The sequence below is a fragment of the Enterobacter sp. WP_7_1 genome, from assembly GCF_003688535.1.
GTDB lineage: Bacteria > Pseudomonadota > Gammaproteobacteria > Enterobacterales > Enterobacteriaceae > Enterobacter > Enterobacter asburiae.
In genome coordinates, this window is record NZ_REFK01000004.1 from 388028 (window position 1) to 403707 (window position 15680).

Here is a 15680-nt window from a genome sequence, read left to right on the forward strand (position 1 = left end):
GACTTTAAGCAAATTCAGCGTGTTATCGCTCTGTTACCGATGTGTTTACGCGGGTAACAGGCGAGCTTTGACGGTTCTCCCAGAGCACCGTCAGGCCACGCTGCAGGGCAATAAAAATAAACAGCAGAATGCCGATGGCGATCTTCGTCCACCAGGAGCTGAGCGTGCCGTCAAAGTTGATATAGGTTTGTATCAGCCCCTGGATGGCCACGCCGAACAGCGTTCCCAGCACCGTGCCCACCCCGCCGCTGAGCAGCGTGCCGCCGATAACCACAGAAGCAATCGCATCCAGCTCTACGCCCACGCCTGCAAGGGCATAGCCCGCCTGGGTATACACCGAGAAGACGATACCCGCCAGCGTCGCCAGGCCGGTCGAGAGCATATAGATGCGGATGGTGGTGCTGCGGGTTGAGATCCCCATCAGGTTTGCCGACGTAGCGCTACCGCCGATGGCGTACACCTGATTGCCAAACCGGGTACGATGGGCGAGGAAGATGCCAATCACCACCACGCCCAGCATCAGCAGCCCCATCGCGCTCAGGCGGCCGCCGCCGGGAATTTTCCACGCCAGGCTGGAGAGCGTGTCGTACACCGGATGGTTAATCGGAATCGACTCTTCCGACACCAGGTAGCTCACCCCGCGCAGGAAGAACATTCCCGCGAGGGTAATGATAAACGCCGGGATTTTTAACGCGTCGATCAGCAGCCCCATAAAGGCGCCAAACGCGCAGCCCATCGCCAGCACCAGCGGAAACGCCACCAGCGGAGAGATCCCCCAGAAGCCGATCGCCTTCGCGAGGAACACGCCCGTAAACGCGATCACTGACCCGACGGAGAGATCGATTCCGCCAGAGAGGATCACAAATGTCATCCCGACGGCGATGATGCCTAAAAAGGCGTTATCGGTCAGGATATTGCAGATCACACGCGTGGAGGCAAAACCGGGGAATTGGGTGAGGCAGTAGAGGTACCCCAGCACAAACACGCCCAGCGTGATCATCAACGGTAAATTACGTTTTATCATGGCCACGGATCCCCTTAATGATGCTGACAAAGCGCGGCGACTGGACGATCAGCACGCAGAGCACGACCACCGCCTTCACCACCTGGTTGAGTTCCGGCTGAAACCCCGAAAGCAGGATCCCGGTGTTCATTCCCTGAATGATCAGCGCGCCTATCACCGAGAGCAGCAGGTTAAAGCGCCCGCCCATCAGCGACCCGCCGCCGATCACCACCGCGAGGATCGCGTCCAGCTCCAGCCAGAGCCCCGCGTTGTTGGCATCGGCCCCGCGAATATCCGCCGCGACGATGACCCCGGCGATGGCGGCGCAGACGCCGCTCAGCACGTAGGTCAGCATCACCATCAGGCGGGTGTTGACCCCGGCGTTGCGCGCGGCGCGGATGTTGATCCCGACGGCCTCAATGAACATGCCCAGCGCCGTTTTGCGGGTGAAAAGCCAGAAGACAACGAGCGTGGCCAGGGCAACGATCACCGGCGTCGGGAAGAACAGCAGGTTGCCGCTCCCGATCCACGCCAGGCTCGGCGAGTTAAAGGTGACAATCTGTCCGGAGGTGATCAGCTGCGCCACGCCGCGCCCGGCCACCATTAAGATAAGGGTGGCGACAAAGGGCTGAATTTTCAGCACCGCCACCAGAATGCCGTTCCATAATCCGGCCAGCACGCCGGTGCCTAAGGCCGCCAGCAGTACCACCGGCAGGCTGTGTCCGGACACGGTCATGGAGGCTGCCGTGGCCCCGGCGATAGCCATCACCGCGCCGACGGAGAGGTCAATCCCGCCGGTGGCGATGACCAGCGTCATCCCGATGGCCAGCAGCGCCACCGGCGCGGCACGGTTTAGAATGTCTATCGGGCTGCCAAACAGGCGACCATCCTGCATGATAATCTGGAAGAAATGCGGCGCGACCAGGCTATCAACCAGCAGAACAACCAGCAGCGCTGCGATTTGCGGCGTGCCGGTTGGCCAGCTGAATCGGCGCTTTGACTCACCGGTTTGCGAAAGCGAACGGGGCATCACGATTTACTCCTTATGCCGCGATGGCATTCATGATCGCCGGAACGGACAGCTTATCCAGCGGGATCTCTGCCACCTGTTTGCGATCGCGCATGATGATGACGCGATCGGCATAGCCCACCAGCTCCTCCAGCTCGGACGAAATAACCAGCAGCGCCAGACCGTCCGCGCACAGCGTTTCGATAAGCCGGATAATTTCAGCGTGCGCGCCCACGTCAATGCCGCGGGTTGGTTCGTCGAGGATCAGGAACTGGGGTTTGGTCAGCAGCCAGCGAGACAGCAGCACCTTCTGCTGGTTGCCGCCGGAGAGGAACTCAATAGGCTGTTCCGCGCTCGGCGTGCGGATGCCGAGCTGGCGGATAAAGCGCTCGGCGATGGCGTTTTGCTCTTTACGGGGGATCGGACGCAGCCAGCCGCGCTGGGCCTGCAGCGCCAGGATGATATTTTCCCTCACCGAGGCCGCGGCAATAATACCGTCCGTTTTCCGATCTTCCGGGCAGAAGCCGACGCCCAGGCAGGAGGCCTGATGCGGCGATCGTAAGGTTTGCGGTTTGCCCTTGATCAGCGCCGTGCCGCTGTCGGCAGGTTTGATCCCGAAGATCACCTCGGCGGTTTCGGTCCGGCCGGAGCCCAGAAGGCCCGCCAGCCCGACAATTTCGCCCGGGCGGACTTCCAGATTAAACGGCGATATCACGCCTTTCTTGCCGTAATCGCTGAACGCGGCGACCGGTTTCTCGCTCAGCAGCGTGCGCCCTGCGCGCTGAAGGGCGTTAGTTTCCAGCTCGCGACCCAGCATCATTTTCACCAGTTCGATCTGCGGCAGCTCACGGGTTTCGCGGCAGCCGACAAAGCTGCCGTTGCGCAGCACCGTGATACGATCGCTTACCTCATATACCTGATCGAGGAAGTGGGTAACGAAGATCAGGCTGACGCCCTGATCGCGCAGCTGGCGCATCAGGGTAAAGAGCATCTCCACTTCCTGGGTATCGAGGCTGGCGGTGGGTTCGTCGAGGATCAGCACTTTTGCAGAGAGATCGATCGCGCGACAGATGGCGACGATCTGCTGCATCGCCACGGAAAAGCGGTTCAGCGGCTCGCGGACGTCGAGGGAGAAGCCGTACGATTCCATCAGCTTTGTCGCCCGCGCCTCCATCTCTTTGCGGCGCAGCAGGCCAAAACGGCGCGGCTCACGGCCAATAAACAGATTATCCGCCACCGACATATTCGGCAGCAGGTTCACTTCCTGGTACACCGTCCCGATCCCCAGCTGCTGGGCATGGGCGGTATTTTTCGGCGAAATGGCGTTGCCTTCCAGCCAGATGGTGCCGCGATCGGCATGATAAACGCCGGTCAGGGATTTAATCAGCGTCGATTTTCCAGCGCCGTTCTCGCCCAGCAGCGCCATGATCTCTCCGCGCCGCAGGCTGAAATCAACGTTATCCAGCGCCTTTACGCCGGGGAAGAATTTGCTTAAGCCCTCTGTGCGGAGGATTTCCTGGTGTTGTTCAGTGGTCATGGTTTTCCCCCTCACCCTGACCCTCTCCCCGGAGGGGAGAGGGGATTGATCGTGCCAATTGTTAATATCCAGCTCCGCCCTGCCTTTCTCCCTCTCCCCTCCGGGGAGAGGGCTGGGGTGAGGGGCGCGGGTCTTAGTAGCCCATATTTTTCTTCTTCTCTAACTCTTCTTTCGCCGTGTCAGGCAGGTAGAGCGTGGACTTGGTGACCGTCACCTTCTCAGGCATCGTGCCGTCTTTCTTGAATTTCTCCAGCGCGTCGAATGCCGGGCCCGCCATGTTTGGCGTCAGCTCCACGCTGGCGTTGGCTTCGCCGTCAATCATCGCTTTGTAGATGTCCGGCACACCGTCGATAGAGCCGGTGAGGATATCTTTGCCCGGCTTCAGGCCCGCTTCTTTAATTGCCTGAATCGCACCGATCACCATGTCATCGTTGTGGGCGTAAACCATGCAGATGTTCTTGCCGTTGTTTTCAGCCTTAATAAAGCTCTCCATGACCTCTTTACCTTTACTGCGCGTAAAGTCGCCGGACTGAGAGCGGATAATCTTGATGTTTGGCGCTTTAGCGATGGCCTCAGCAAAGCCTTTTTTACGGTCGATGGCCACGCTCGCGCCGACGGTGCCCTGCAGCTCAACGACGTTACACGGCTTGCCGTCAACCTGCTTCACCAGCCAGTCGCCAATCAATTGCCCTTCCAGCACGTTGTTGGCGGTCACAGTGGTCATATAGAGGGATTTGTCTTTAACGTCGATGGAACGGTCGAGCAGGAAGACCGGGATCTCAGCGTCTTTCGCTTCCTTCAGGACGGGTTCCCAGCCGGTCGCCACGACGGGTGCAATAAAGATGGCATCCACGCCCTGGGCGATAAAGGAGCGCACGGCTTTGATCTGATTCTCTTGTTTTTGCTGACCATCGGCGATTTTCAGGGTAATGCCGCGTTTCTGAGCCTCGCTTTTCGCAACGTTGGTTTCTGCCGCTCGCCAGCCAGATTCAGAGCCGACCTGCGAAAAACCTACGGTTAAGGGAGCGGCCATCGCCATAGACGACATGGCTGCCGAAACTGCTGTGACAAGAAGTAAGCGCTTCCACATATGAGCGTCCTCGTAGGGGTGTTTATTGTTGGTTAAAAGATGTTCTGCGAAATGACTATAGCCCATGAAATATGTAACGAATTGCGTTACATCACACTTCAGAAAAGTGAATAAAACGTTAATCACAAGTTTGTAATCGCTTTCATTTCACCATGAAAAATGCGGCTGAGTTTATGGATTTTTCTGTCATGGAAAGGGTCTGAAAAGTGGGGAAAGCGGGGAGAGAAAGCGAAAACAGGCGGAGACATTCAGCGCGAGTTGGCTATAATACCTGCCACTTGTTTACCATCCATTTTAAAGGACACCGACATGAGCTTACTCAACGTCCCAGCGGGTAAAGAACTGCCAGAAGACATCTACGTAGTTATCGAAATCCCGGCTAACGCAGATCCGATCAAATACGAAGTGGACAAAGAGAGCGGCGCCCTGTTCGTAGACCGTTTCATGTCTACCGCGATGTTCTATCCGTGCAACTACGGTTACATCAACCACACCCTGTCTCTGGACGGTGACCCGGTTGACGTGCTGGTCCCAACGCCATACCCACTGGAGCCAGGCTCCGTCATTCGCTGCCGTCCAGTTGGCGTGCTGAAAATGACCGACGAATCCGGTGAAGATGCGAAGCTGGTTGCGGTACCGCACACCAAGCTGAGCAAAGAATACGATCACATCAAAGATGTGAACGACCTGCCAGAGCTGCTGAAAGCGCAGATCACTCACTTCTTCGAGCACTACAAAGACCTCGAAAAAGGCAAGTGGGTTAAAGTTGACGGCTGGGACAACGCAGAAGCGGCGAAAGCAGAAATCATCGCCTCTTTCGAACGCGCTGCTAAGAAGTAATTCTTACTGCCGATCGATGAAAGCCCCGCTGGTCGGGGCTTTTTTATTTCGTTGGTTAAAAGCAGTACAAACGGATTATTTAAGAAAAATCCCATTCCTTTTGATTTGGGTATTAAAAAAAAGAAAAGACGCCCTATCATTTATGGTGGGAGTGGTTGAATAGCCAGGCTGTTCGCAACATACTGTCATGATGAACATTAATCCCCCTTCCTTACAGGATTCATATGTCATCCATTAACATTGACGTTGCCCGCCCAACTGGGATTTATTTTATCATTGAACGGCTTTATTCTCGCGATGGTCTTATGCCTTCTATTGGGGAAATCAGCCCCTCTTTAACACAGGTGCACCGTACTGTCATTCAGCTAAAGCGCAAGCAAGATATGTTTATGGATGGCGTTAAGGTTTCCCCTAAAGATATTACTCTTTGGCAACAGATAAAATATATTACGGGTTCAAAAGTAACGACCAAAGATACAGATGCGTTAGTGTATACGACCGATTTTATTGGCTCTCTTGTCGCCACAACGCCTTTAGGTAATATTGAGCATGAAAATATTCCTCGGTTCCTCACGACAGAGTCTATCCACTCCCTGCCACAGGCGGTGAGCTATGGGCGGGATCCCATCCCACAAGTTCTTCTTTATGGTCGTAAGGATATTGTCTTCTTTATGGACAATGGTGGTAAAGGTACGCCAACCGCTATTGCAAAATATAACCACAATACTCGTGACCTTGCCATAATCAAAGATCAGCTAGAAGCCAGTAAAACGATGAAGGAACTGCTATCTAAGGGAGCAAAATTATGAGTAAGAAAAGCCATATTGTGAGCCTATTTATCCTTATTGTTGCCTCCTTTATCTTTGGCAGAAGTACGTATGTTGAATATCTGTCATGGTACTATGGAAGCGATAATTTAATATTCAGCGAAATAAATAGTTCTTTACTATCCAGTTTATTTAACGGGCTTTACTTCGCGCTATCAGCAAGTATTATTTATGCGTCACTTACTCTATTAAAAAAAATCCCAGGAAATATTGTCACTTCTTGTCTGCTTCAGTTCTGTATTAACATCGGGCTATATACGCTTTTTGTTGCAGTAGATAGAGGATATAGTAAATTACATACTTTAGGCTCGGGTGCTACTGATATTACCCACAGCTATTTTTTAGGGGCGTTGCTGACGAGCACACTCCTGACCGTCGCGATCGTGAGCGTTATACATGCTAAGTTTCTTTCTTCAAAGCATAAAGATGGGCTACATAAAGGCGTTTGACTGTTACGGCAAAGACAGCAAATGGCAGTATCTCTGCATCATGACATTCCAGCTTGCCTGGTTTTTGTTTTACTTATGGATCCCTTATCGAAGCGATTATGCGATTCTGCTGTTTTTACTGTTTTTCCTGCCCGTCATTTCAAGCAATACGCGGTGCATAAACTATTATGGCCGTTCACGCGCCCTGTGTTTGTTATGGCTTATTGCCCCCTATATCATGCTGTTCGTTCCTCTGTTTTTAACCCGGCGCCGGGATACAGAAGAGAGTTGAAGGAGCAAAAAAACAACGCCACCTCATGGTGGCGTTGTTTTTTTTCAGTACTGGTCTCTGTCTAACCAGTTACCGCTTACAATCCGCGTTAACCCTTCGACCGGACGCTGGTAGACGTACATCCACGCACTTCCGTACGGCGTCTGGATCAACTGGCGTGCGTATTCACCGCCCCTGGTGCGCAAGGCATCAAGTTCGGCAAGCGTCGCGTTATCAATACGATAGACTTCACCCTGTACTGTTCCTTCGCCCGGAACCGCGCCTGGATAGTGGCCCAGGCTGTACAACTGGTAGTTCTCGATATTGTAATTCCCCAGCAGCAGGGCATTGGTCATCCAGTGACTGTTGCCTTGCTTGGTTCGTAAACTGCCGTAGACAAATATTCGCATTGCTAAAACTCAAACTGATAGAGCAGATCAAGTGCCTGGTCTACGCCGGACACTGCTTCCAGATATAGCTTGGGCATCAGGCGATAGCGTAACGTGAGAGTTGCCAGTGAGTCAAAGATCCCCACACCATATTTTACCTGCAGACCCGGCAGTACATAGCCGCTGACCACCACCTGCGAGGAGTCACCCACGCCCTGGGTGTCCAGCGCCAGATTGCTTACGCCGAACGTCTCGCCGATTTTACCCACAACCTGCCCACTTTGTGCAACCCCCAGACCCACTAACATCGAGGTCATCGCCGCACTGTCGCTTTGTCCGCTGTTCAGACCTTGTCCACGCAGCAGATAAGAGAGAGCTTCCTGCTGCGACATCGCCGGGTCAGAGAAGATCTCCGCCTTCGGTTCGTCGGCGGAACCGGTGACGCGAACGCCAGCAATGACGTCGTCTTCCGTCGCTTCCGGGTTACGAATCGCTTCGATGTTCAACAGGGGCTGATCCGGTGGACCGGAGAACAGCAGCTCGCCTTTGCGCACAATCAGATCCTGACCATAGGCGTGGAAACGCCCTTCAGGAATAGTGATCTGCCCGTTCAGGCCAAGCCCTTGTTTATCCTGCGCCACTTTCAGATCGCCCGTAAGCCTCGCCTTCAGCCCAAACGCATTCAACCGCACGTTATTCCCCACGTGCACGATAAGGTTACTATTAATCGGTATGCCAGCGCTCTTCTGTTCGATAGGTTTCAGATTTTCATTGAGCATAACTTCATCACTTGAGACGCCGACCGCGCTTTCCGGCACGTCGTGAACCACGATGCGCGCCCACGGCACGTCGACGCGCCCGTCAAGCGTAAAGAGGCTTGGCGTGGCTTCAAAGACCACATCAGGCGAAACGTCCAGGCGCACCATTGGCGGTACGGTGATGCGTACCCGGCTCCCCTTCGCCGCGATGCGGGCGCGCCAGTTATCGATCTGGCTCCAGTCCGCGTCGCCGCTCAGGTTGATTTGCCCTTGCTGCGTCAATACCGAGCCGCTCAGCGTCGAACTCATGCCGTTGAAGTTCATCGCAATCTGGCTGGGCTGCATGTCAAACGGCATGAAGTTACCGTCGATATCCACGCCGCTGAGGCGCAGCTGGCCGAACAGCTGCGGGCTTTGCACGTTACCGGCCAGGCGCAGGTTAGCGTTCACCATCCCCTCCGCTTTTTCCCCGCGCGCGAAAATCGGGTTCACCATCGCCAGGTTGAAGTTACGGACGTTGACGTTGCCGCCCAGATTACGCCGTCCCTGCGGATCGGTAATCTGGACCTCCCCGTCCAGCTGACCGTTGTTGGTCAGGCGGATCGTCCACCCCAGCTGTGCGCGATTGTTATGCAGATCGGCACTCAGGTTCAGGGTGTCGAACGCCACCGGCAGCGGCGCGTCGTTGACCTCCTGCGTCACCTTCACGTTACGCCCGGACAGCGTGACGCTGCCCTGCGGCAGCCCCTCTTTGGTGGTGTCCCAGGCCACATCGGCCTTCCCGCTGAAGACGCCGCTGGCCTGGGTTGTGTCCGGCATAAACGGCTTCAGCATCGCCAGATCGAAGCGATTGAGGTTGATCTGCGCGCGCCCTTCCGCACCCGCATCGATGGTCTGCGGCACGCACAGCTTCGCATTCGGGTTGATCCAGCAGTGTGGCCCGATGCTGATCTTCTGCTCGGCGTTGCGGTAGTCGAGGGCAATGGATCGCGAGAGCGCCAGCGGCCCGACCGGTGTAGTGAAACGCGTGTTATCCAGCGTCCCTTTCCAGCGTTCTTCCTTGCGGTCGAAGCTGCCGGTCAGGTGCAGCTGGCCGGAGATCGGCTCGCCCTGCACGCGCAGCTGGAGGTCGTGCTGCTTCTCGTTTCCTTTGGCGTCCAGGGTGACCAGGTTAATGTTCACGTCCGGCTGAGAAATGCGCTCCACGCGCAGGTTCAGGCTACCGCCGATCTGATCGGTGGATTTCACATCCCCTTCCACGCGGACGCGGGCAACGCTCAGCTCCTGCCAGCGCAGGTTATTGGCGGTAATGTCCGCCAGCAGCTGCGGCGCCTCCACCGTACCGCGCACTTTCACGAGACCTTTCGCCGTGCCGCCCAGACCCGGCAGGGCGTTGTCGAGATTCGGCGCGTCGATGGTGGCGTCCAGATTGAGATCCTTCACCCCCAGCTCGCCTTTGATATCCGCCGTGTTGCGGCCCAGCGCCACGTGCAGCCCCGGGATAACCCACTGCAGATAGCTGTTGCCTTTCACCGAGCCTTCAACGTTAACCTTGTTCTGCTTCACGTTCCCGGTGAGCTTAATTTCAGGCACGTCCATCTGCCACGTACCGCCGTACAGGCTGCCGCGGGTTTTAATCAGGCCATCCAGTTTCGACGGCCAGTCCGGCACCTCTTTGGCGGTGTTAATGCCCGTCAGCTTCAGCTCGCCGCGCCAGCTGATCGCCTGCTGCCAGTCGAGCAGCGCGGTCAGCTCGGTTTTGCCTTCCAGCGCCGCGATGGTCAGCTTGTCGAGGTTGACCTGCTGTTCGTTGCCCTTCGCATCCAGCGTGATGTTCGCGGGCGGCACGCCCTGCCCCTTCACCGCGGTGCGGAACGAGAGCATGTAGTCGGTCATCTTGCCGCTCAGCTTCAGCTTCAGGTCATCGGCCTGGAACTGTTTTTCGCCGGTGAACGGCCAGGAAAGCTGCTTGCTGACAACCTCAAGATTGAGCGGCAGCCCGGCTTCCGCCAGCTGCGTTTGCGCGCGCAGGACCATGTCCACCGGGCCGGAGAGATTCACCCCGACGTCCAGCTTGTCGCGCAGCGCACCGCCCACTTTGACCTTCACCTTTTCGCCTTTCAGCGGATCGATGTTGAGGGCACTGTTAAGCGTAATGTCCACCGGCCAGTTGTCGCGCAGCAGGGCATTCCCTGACGCATTCACCGAGCCCTGGTTGGTGTCGATATCCAGCGCGTCGAGCTTCATGTTGCCGTCAATGCTGCTGACCTTCAGCAGCATAGTGTAGACCGTCAGATCGGTATCGCCGGTCAGGCGCAGCTGCTCGCCTTTGAACTCCTCGATGTTGAGATTCAGCGGCAGGTGAACGTCGGTCATTTCCGGCAGGACAGGCTTCGAGAAGAGATCTTTCAGCGTTTCGCCCAGCGGCTTCTCTTCCGGCTGCGGGTTCTGGATCTTCGGCTCGACGATCTCCTCCTGCGCCACGTCTGCCACTTTCGGCAGCGCGATCAGCAAGCCCTGCAGGGACGTCGGCGTCAGGGTGAGGTTTTTCTCCTGCCAGCGCAGGCCGGAGGAGAAATCCATCACGGACACTGTGGTGTCATCGATTTTGATATTGACGTTATCGAGCGCCACCCGATAGAGCGCGATCGGGTACGGCGTGGAGAGATTCAGCGGGCCGCTGTCCTCTTCCTCGACCGGCGCTGACTTCGGCATTTTTTTCGAATCTATCGCCACGTTGACGTCTTTTAGCGACAGATCGTTGACGCAGAGCTTACTGTCGCGCAGGCAGCCCAGCTTCACCGCGAGATGAAACTCCCCGGCGTTCACCGCCACGCCCGGCTGCTCATAGCGGATGTTCTTCAGACGCAGATCGCGCCAGCCGCCCGTTACCTGGCCAATCTCCAGCCCCGGCACCCAGCGGTTCGCAGCGTTAAACAGCAGATGCAGCCCGGTCGTCGTCCCCACCAGAAACGCCACCGTACCGAGCAGCAGCACGATAAAAATCAGCACCCCGAGGCTTATTTTCTTCCATAAACTCATAATTCAGGCCCCAGACCGATGTAAAACTGTAATCCGTGCTCTTCTTTGTCGCCGACAGGCACGGCGAAGTCGAGCTTGATCGGCCCGACGGGTGACTGCCAGCGTACGCCCACGCCCGCGCCGGTTTTAAAGTCGCTGCGGCGGATATCGTTCACCGCTTCACCGCCGTCAACAAACATGGCGCCCCACCACTTTCCGCTGACGTTGTACTGATACTCCAGCGATCCCGTCGCCAGTTTTGACGCACCGGTCAGCTGGCCCTTTTCGTTCTCAGGTGAGATCGATTTGTACTTATACCCACGAATGCTGCGGTCGCCCCCGGCGAAGAAGCGCAGATCCGGCGGAACGCGCTCGAAGTCTCCCGTTTCAATCCAGCCGAGATTGCCGCGCATCACAAAGCGGTGTTTGTCGTACAGCGTGCGGATCCAGACGTTTTGCGCCTGCAGGACGGAGAAGTCCACGTCGGAGCCCCAGGCGGAGTTGGAATAATCGATGGAGTAGCGCTGTGAGTCGCCCCAGGTCGGCATCAGGCCCCCGCGCGAGCGGGTACGGCTGATCATCACGCCCGGATAAAGCAGCATGGTGGTGTTGGTGACGTTGGCCTGGGTAAAGTGGTCCAGGCTCCAGCGCAGGTTGATGGCGCGCTGCCAGCCGCTGGAGAGATCCCAGAAGCGGGAGACCGCAAGCGTCGTAGAATCCTGCTTGGTGTCGTTCAAATCGGTGCGCTTAAAACCGCCCTGCACAAGGTAATATTGCTCAAGCGGATTTTTCAGCAGCGGCATTTTGTAGCTGAAATCCAGCTGCTGCTCGGGCGCAGAGAGGCTCAGGCTGGTGGTCAGGCTGTGACCGTACGAGTTCATCCACGGTTTTTTCCACGAGGTTCTCACGCGTGGTCCAACATCCGTCGAGTAGCCAACACCGGTCTCAATGGTGTTCTCGGTGCGCGGCGAGACAACGCCATGCAGCGGCAACACCTTCGTTTTGCGAGACTTCTCAAATTCCGGCGCGACAACCACAGAGTTAAACCAGCCGGTAGCGGAAAGACGACGGTTCAGTTCCGCCAGGTCCCTCGACTGGTAGTAATCCCCTTTTTTGAACGGCACGAGGTTTTGCAGGTACTCTTCACGAATTTGCGAACCTTCAAACGTCACATCGCCAAAGCGGTAGCGTTCTCCGCTGTCGTAGTCGATATCCCAGAAGGCCTGACGCCGATCCAGCGCAATCCCCAGCTGGCTTTTATTGAACTGGCTGTCAAAGTAACCCTTACGCAGGGAAACGTTCGTCAGCTCTTTTTTGAAATGGTCGTAGTCGCCGTGGTTAAGCACGGTACCGATTTTCGGCCGCGTGCTGAGCAGGTCCAGGTAATCCCGGTCGGTACGCGCCCCGCCGCGCAGGATGACGTTCGTACCGCCAATCAGTACCGGCTCACCCGGCGAAACGCGGGCAATAAGGACCTGGCGCCCCTTCTTTGGCGGCGGGCGGAGATCGAAATCAATGGTGGGTTCATAATACCCCAGCGCTTTCAGCCCTTCACGGATGGCGTCATCCACGCGCGCGCGAAAACGCCGGTCCGGCGTCACCTCATCACTCTGGATGGTCGACAACTGCGCACGCACGTTTTTTTGTAGCGCCCCGGATAACCCCTCAACCTGCAAACGGACATTCGCCGCGCTGGCAATCCCGCTTGTCAGCAACACACTGACTAAACATAACTGGCGGATTTTTGTCACGTTTTCTCCTGAATATCCCTGTTTCCACCCTGGAAGCAAATGAAGTGCCGCTCCGCGGCAAAATACGGCCTGTTAGCCAAAAACCCAAATCACGGGTTGAAAACGGGTGTAACACCCAAATATTTCTTATGATTAAATCTAGACTCATTCAGCGCATTTATTGTGTTCAATTAAACGCTTCGTGACAACCTTAACCGAAACATCGCACCCCGGGAGGCCCCATCGTGAGTTTATTCGACAAAAAGCATCTGGTTTCACAAGCTGATGCATTACCGGGACGCAACACCCCTATGCCTGTGGCGACCTTACACGCCGTCAATAACCATTCCATGACCAACGTGCCGGAGGGAATGGAAATCGCCCTGTTCGCCATGGGCTGCTTCTGGGGCGTTGAGCGCCTCTTCTGGCAGCTGCCCGGCGTTTACAGCACGGCGGCTGGCTACACGGGCGGCTACACGCCGAATCCGACCTATCGCGAAGTCTGCTCCGGCGAAACCGGGCATGCGGAAGCGGTACGCGTGGTCTATGACCCTGCAGTCATTAGCTACGAGCAGCTCCTGCAGGTCTTCTGGGAAAACCACGACCCGGCGCAGGGCATGCGCCAGGGCAACGACCACGGCACACAGTACCGTTCGGCTATTTATCCGCTCACGCCCGAGCAGGATGCCGCCGCGCGCGCCAGCCTTGAGCGTTTCCAGCAGGCCATGCGTGAAGCGGGCGATACGCGCGAGGTGACGACGGAAATCACCACCGCGAAACCGTTCTACTATGCCGAGGACGACCACCAGCAGTATCTGCATAAAAACCCGTACGGCTACTGCGGTATCGGGGGCATCGGCGTCTGCCTGCCGCCACAGCTGGCCTGATACTTACCCAGCGCCACGCGAGCCGCGTGGCGCTCAAGAAAGCGACTGCGTTGTCTCATAATATAACAACCACCCGTTAGCCGCCCCCGCCGGCCATCTTCGCCAAATTGTGACCTCTGGCAGATTTACATCTCTTTACGCTATACTACCCGCTGAAATAATCGGCTCAACGCTACGAGCTGATTTTCAATGTGTTTTCACACAAATGGTATCAACTCCCCTTCTGAGGATCTGGCGAGAAGCCGGATAAACTATGTTAAACAGTATTTTAGTAATACTTTGTCTGATTGCCGTCAGCGCGTTTTTCTCGATATCTGAGATCTCGCTGGCCGCGTCCCGTAAAATCAAACTGAAGCTGCTTGCCGATGAAGGCAACATCAATGCCACACGCATCCTGAAAATGCAGGAAAACCCCGGGATGTTCTTCACCGTGGTGCAGATTGGCCTCAACGCGGTCGCCATTCTCGGCGGTATCGTGGGTGATGCGGCGTTTTCCCCGGCGTTTTATAGTCTGTTTGTTAAGTACGTGTCCGTTGAACTGGCCGAACAGCTGAGCTTTATCCTCTCCTTCTCGCTGGTAACCGGCCTGTTCATCCTCTTTGCAGACCTGACCCCGAAACGCATCGGTATGATTGCGCCAGAAGCTGTGGCTTTGCGTATCATCAACCCGATGCGCTTCTGTCTGTACGTGTTTCGTCCGCTGGTGTGGTTCTTCAACGGCCTGGCGAACGTGATTTTCCGCATCTTTAAGCTGCCAATGGTGCGTAAAGATGACATCACCTCTGACGACATTTATGCGGTGGTGGAAGCCGGCGCGCTGGCCGGGGTGCTGCGCAAGCAGGAGCACGAGCTGATTGAGAACGTATTCGAACTGGAATCCCGTACCGTGCCGTCTTCCATGACGGGCCGTGAGAACATTATCTGGTTCGATTTACATGAAGATGAGCAGAGCCTGAAGAACAAAGTGGCGCAGCATCCGCACTCTAAGTTCCTGGTCTGTAATGAAGATATCGACCACATCATCGGTTACGTCGACTCCAAAGACCTGCTGAACCGCGTGCTGGCAAACCAGAGCCTCGCGCTCAACAGCGGCGTGCAGATCCGCAATACCCTGATTGTGCCGGACACCCTGACGCTCTCAGAAGCGCTGGAAAGTTTCAAAACCGCCGGGGAAGACTTCGCGGTTATCATGAACGAATACGCGCTGGTGGTGGGTATTATCACCCTGAACGACGTGATGACCACGCTGATGGGCGACCTGGTTGGCCAGGGGCTGGAAGAGCAGATTGTTCAGCGTGACGATAATTCATGGCTGATTGATGGCGGCACGCCGATTGAAGACGTAATGCGCGTGCTGGATATCGACGAGTTCCCGCAGTCCGGTAACTACGAGACCATCGGCGGCTTTATGATGTTTATGCTGCGTAAGATCCCGAAACGTACCGACTCGGTGAAGTTCTCCGGCTACAAGTTTGAAGTGGTGGATATTGATAACTACCGCATCGACCAGCTGCTGGTGACGCGCATCGACAACAAACCGACCGTACTGGTACCAAAGCTGCCGGACGCGGAAGAGAAGGTGTCGGCGTAAACTCCCTGCCCCCGCAAACATCAACGGCTCCCATTGGGAGCCGTTTTTTTAACTACTGCATAGCACGTTGGTTAAGCCATCTCAGTCTGCAGACGCATAACCTGACGGTTGACTTCGGACATCACAGACAGGTGCTGTTTGTCCTTCACTTTTGGGACAAGGATCTTGCCCTTATCAAACTCAAAAGCGCCAACATCCTTGATGTACAACCGTCCACGGAACAGGATCTTCACGTACTTCGCCACCTGAAGCGGGTTGTAGCGTTGGAAAATTTTCATTCTTGTATCTCCTGCGAATCA

Annotated in this window: 13 protein-coding genes; 5 read left to right on the top strand and 8 right to left on the bottom strand. The window is 56.0% G+C overall.

The window, feature by feature from the left end:
• Positions 1-22: 22 nt before the first annotated feature.
• The 4 genes from yjfF to ytfQ all read right to left on the bottom strand — a co-directional run bounded on the left by yjfF (position 23) and on the right by ytfQ (position 4639).
• Positions 23-1024 (bottom strand): galactofuranose ABC transporter, permease protein YjfF, encoded by a 1002-nt coding sequence (gene yjfF / locus BJ885_RS18150; protein ID WP_023310175.1) that lies wholly within the window; start codon positions 1022-1024, stop codon positions 23-25.
• Positions 1011-2036: a galactofuranose ABC transporter, ATP-binding protein YtfT gene (ytfT, locus tag BJ885_RS18155; RefSeq protein WP_183128639.1), complete on the bottom strand. Its 1026-nt coding sequence runs from the start codon at positions 2034-2036 to the stop codon at positions 1011-1013. Before ytfT ends, yjfF begins: the two co-directional genes overlap by 14 nt.
• 10 nt (positions 2037-2046) lie before the next feature.
• Positions 2047-3549, bottom strand: coding sequence for a galactofuranose ABC transporter, ATP-binding protein YtfR (gene ytfR / locus BJ885_RS18160; protein WP_029741733.1), 1503 nt, complete (start codon positions 3547-3549; stop codon positions 2047-2049).
• Positions 3550-3682: 133 nt separating this feature from the next.
• Entirely contained in the window at positions 3683-4639 is a 957-nt protein-coding gene (ytfQ, locus tag BJ885_RS18165) for a galactofuranose ABC transporter substrate-binding protein YtfQ (protein WP_014882271.1), read from the bottom strand.
• Positions 4640-4948: 309 nt separating this feature from the next.
• Here ytfQ and ppa point away from each other — a divergent pair, with 309 nt between their 5' ends.
• The 3 genes from ppa (at position 4949) to BJ885_RS18185 (ending at position 6755) form a co-directional block, all read left to right on the top strand.
• Positions 4949-5479, top strand: a complete 531-nt coding sequence (ppa, locus tag BJ885_RS18175) for an inorganic diphosphatase (protein ID WP_010427397.1) — start codon at positions 4949-4951, stop codon at positions 5477-5479.
• A 224-nt stretch (positions 5480-5703) separates the two neighbouring features.
• Positions 5704-6288 (top strand): hypothetical protein, encoded by a 585-nt coding sequence (locus BJ885_RS18180; protein ID WP_023334293.1) that lies wholly within the window; start codon positions 5704-5706, stop codon positions 6286-6288.
• The gene (locus BJ885_RS18185; RefSeq protein WP_029741957.1) at positions 6285-6755 is read left to right on the top strand and encodes a hypothetical protein; all 471 of its coding nucleotides are present in this window, start codon (positions 6285-6287) and stop codon (positions 6753-6755) included. The genes BJ885_RS18180 and BJ885_RS18185 overlap by 4 nt, the downstream gene beginning before the upstream one ends.
• Positions 6756-7070: 315 nt before the next feature.
• Here the strand turns inward: BJ885_RS18185 and BJ885_RS18195 are convergent, their stop codons facing one another.
• From BJ885_RS18195 to tamA, 3 genes are read right to left on the bottom strand one after another with little or no spacing between them, the layout of a single operon-like run.
• Positions 7071-7415 carry a gamma-glutamylcyclotransferase gene (locus tag BJ885_RS18195; protein WP_014830431.1) on the bottom strand — a complete coding sequence of 115 codons (345 nt, stop codon included), beginning with the start codon at positions 7413-7415 and terminating at the stop codon, positions 7071-7073.
• Positions 7416-7417: 2 nt separating this feature from the next.
• Entirely contained in the window at positions 7418-11194 is a 3777-nt protein-coding gene (tamB, locus tag BJ885_RS18200; protein ID WP_121932363.1) for an autotransporter assembly complex protein TamB, read from the bottom strand.
• Entirely contained in the window at positions 11191-12924 is a 1734-nt protein-coding gene (tamA, locus tag BJ885_RS18205) for an autotransporter assembly complex protein TamA (RefSeq protein ID WP_121932362.1), read from the bottom strand. Before tamA ends, tamB begins: the two co-directional genes overlap by 4 nt.
• Before the next feature lie 224 nt (positions 12925-13148).
• Between tamA and msrA the strand changes: the two genes are divergently transcribed.
• Together msrA and BJ885_RS18215 are read left to right on the top strand one after the other, a co-directional pair.
• Positions 13149-13790, top strand: a complete 642-nt coding sequence (gene msrA / locus BJ885_RS18210; RefSeq protein ID WP_023310171.1) for a peptide-methionine (S)-S-oxide reductase MsrA — start codon at positions 13149-13151, stop codon at positions 13788-13790.
• Between the two features lie 253 nt (positions 13791-14043).
• On the top strand, positions 14044-15381 hold the full coding sequence (locus BJ885_RS18215; RefSeq protein ID WP_029741953.1) for a hemolysin family protein: 1338 nt from the start codon (positions 14044-14046) through the stop codon (positions 15379-15381).
• A gap of 71 nt (positions 15382-15452) precedes the next feature.
• Here the strand turns inward: BJ885_RS18215 and BJ885_RS18220 are convergent, their stop codons facing one another.
• On the bottom strand, positions 15453-15659 hold the full coding sequence (locus BJ885_RS18220; protein ID WP_008501430.1) for a DUF1107 domain-containing protein: 207 nt from the start codon (positions 15657-15659) through the stop codon (positions 15453-15455).
• Between the last annotated feature and the right edge of the window lie 21 nt (positions 15660-15680).

Coding starts and splice junctions, on each gene's coding strand:
- ytfR (WP_029741733.1), bottom strand. CDS start 3,549: ATGACCACTGAACAACACCAGGAAATCCTCCGCACAGAGGGCTTAAGC.
- BJ885_RS18195 (WP_014830431.1), bottom strand. CDS start 7,415: ATGCGAATATTTGTCTACGGCAGTTTACGAACCAAGCAAGGCAACAGT.
- ppa (WP_010427397.1), top strand. CDS start 4,949: ATGAGCTTACTCAACGTCCCAGCGGGTAAAGAACTGCCAGAAGACATC.
- BJ885_RS18180 (WP_023334293.1), top strand. CDS start 5,704: ATGTCATCCATTAACATTGACGTTGCCCGCCCAACTGGGATTTATTTT.
- yjfF (WP_023310175.1), bottom strand. CDS start 1,024: ATGATAAAACGTAATTTACCGTTGATGATCACGCTGGGCGTGTTTGTG.
- ytfQ (WP_014882271.1), bottom strand. CDS start 4,639: ATGTGGAAGCGCTTACTTCTTGTCACAGCAGTTTCGGCAGCCATGTCG.
- tamB (WP_121932363.1), bottom strand. CDS start 11,194: ATGAGTTTATGGAAGAAAATAAGCCTCGGGGTGCTGATTTTTATCGTG.
- BJ885_RS18185 (WP_029741957.1), top strand. CDS start 6,285: ATGAGTAAGAAAAGCCATATTGTGAGCCTATTTATCCTTATTGTTGCC.
- BJ885_RS18220 (WP_008501430.1), bottom strand. CDS start 15,659: ATGAAAATTTTCCAACGCTACAACCCGCTTCAGGTGGCGAAGTACGTG.
- BJ885_RS18215 (WP_029741953.1), top strand. CDS start 14,044: ATGTTAAACAGTATTTTAGTAATACTTTGTCTGATTGCCGTCAGCGCG.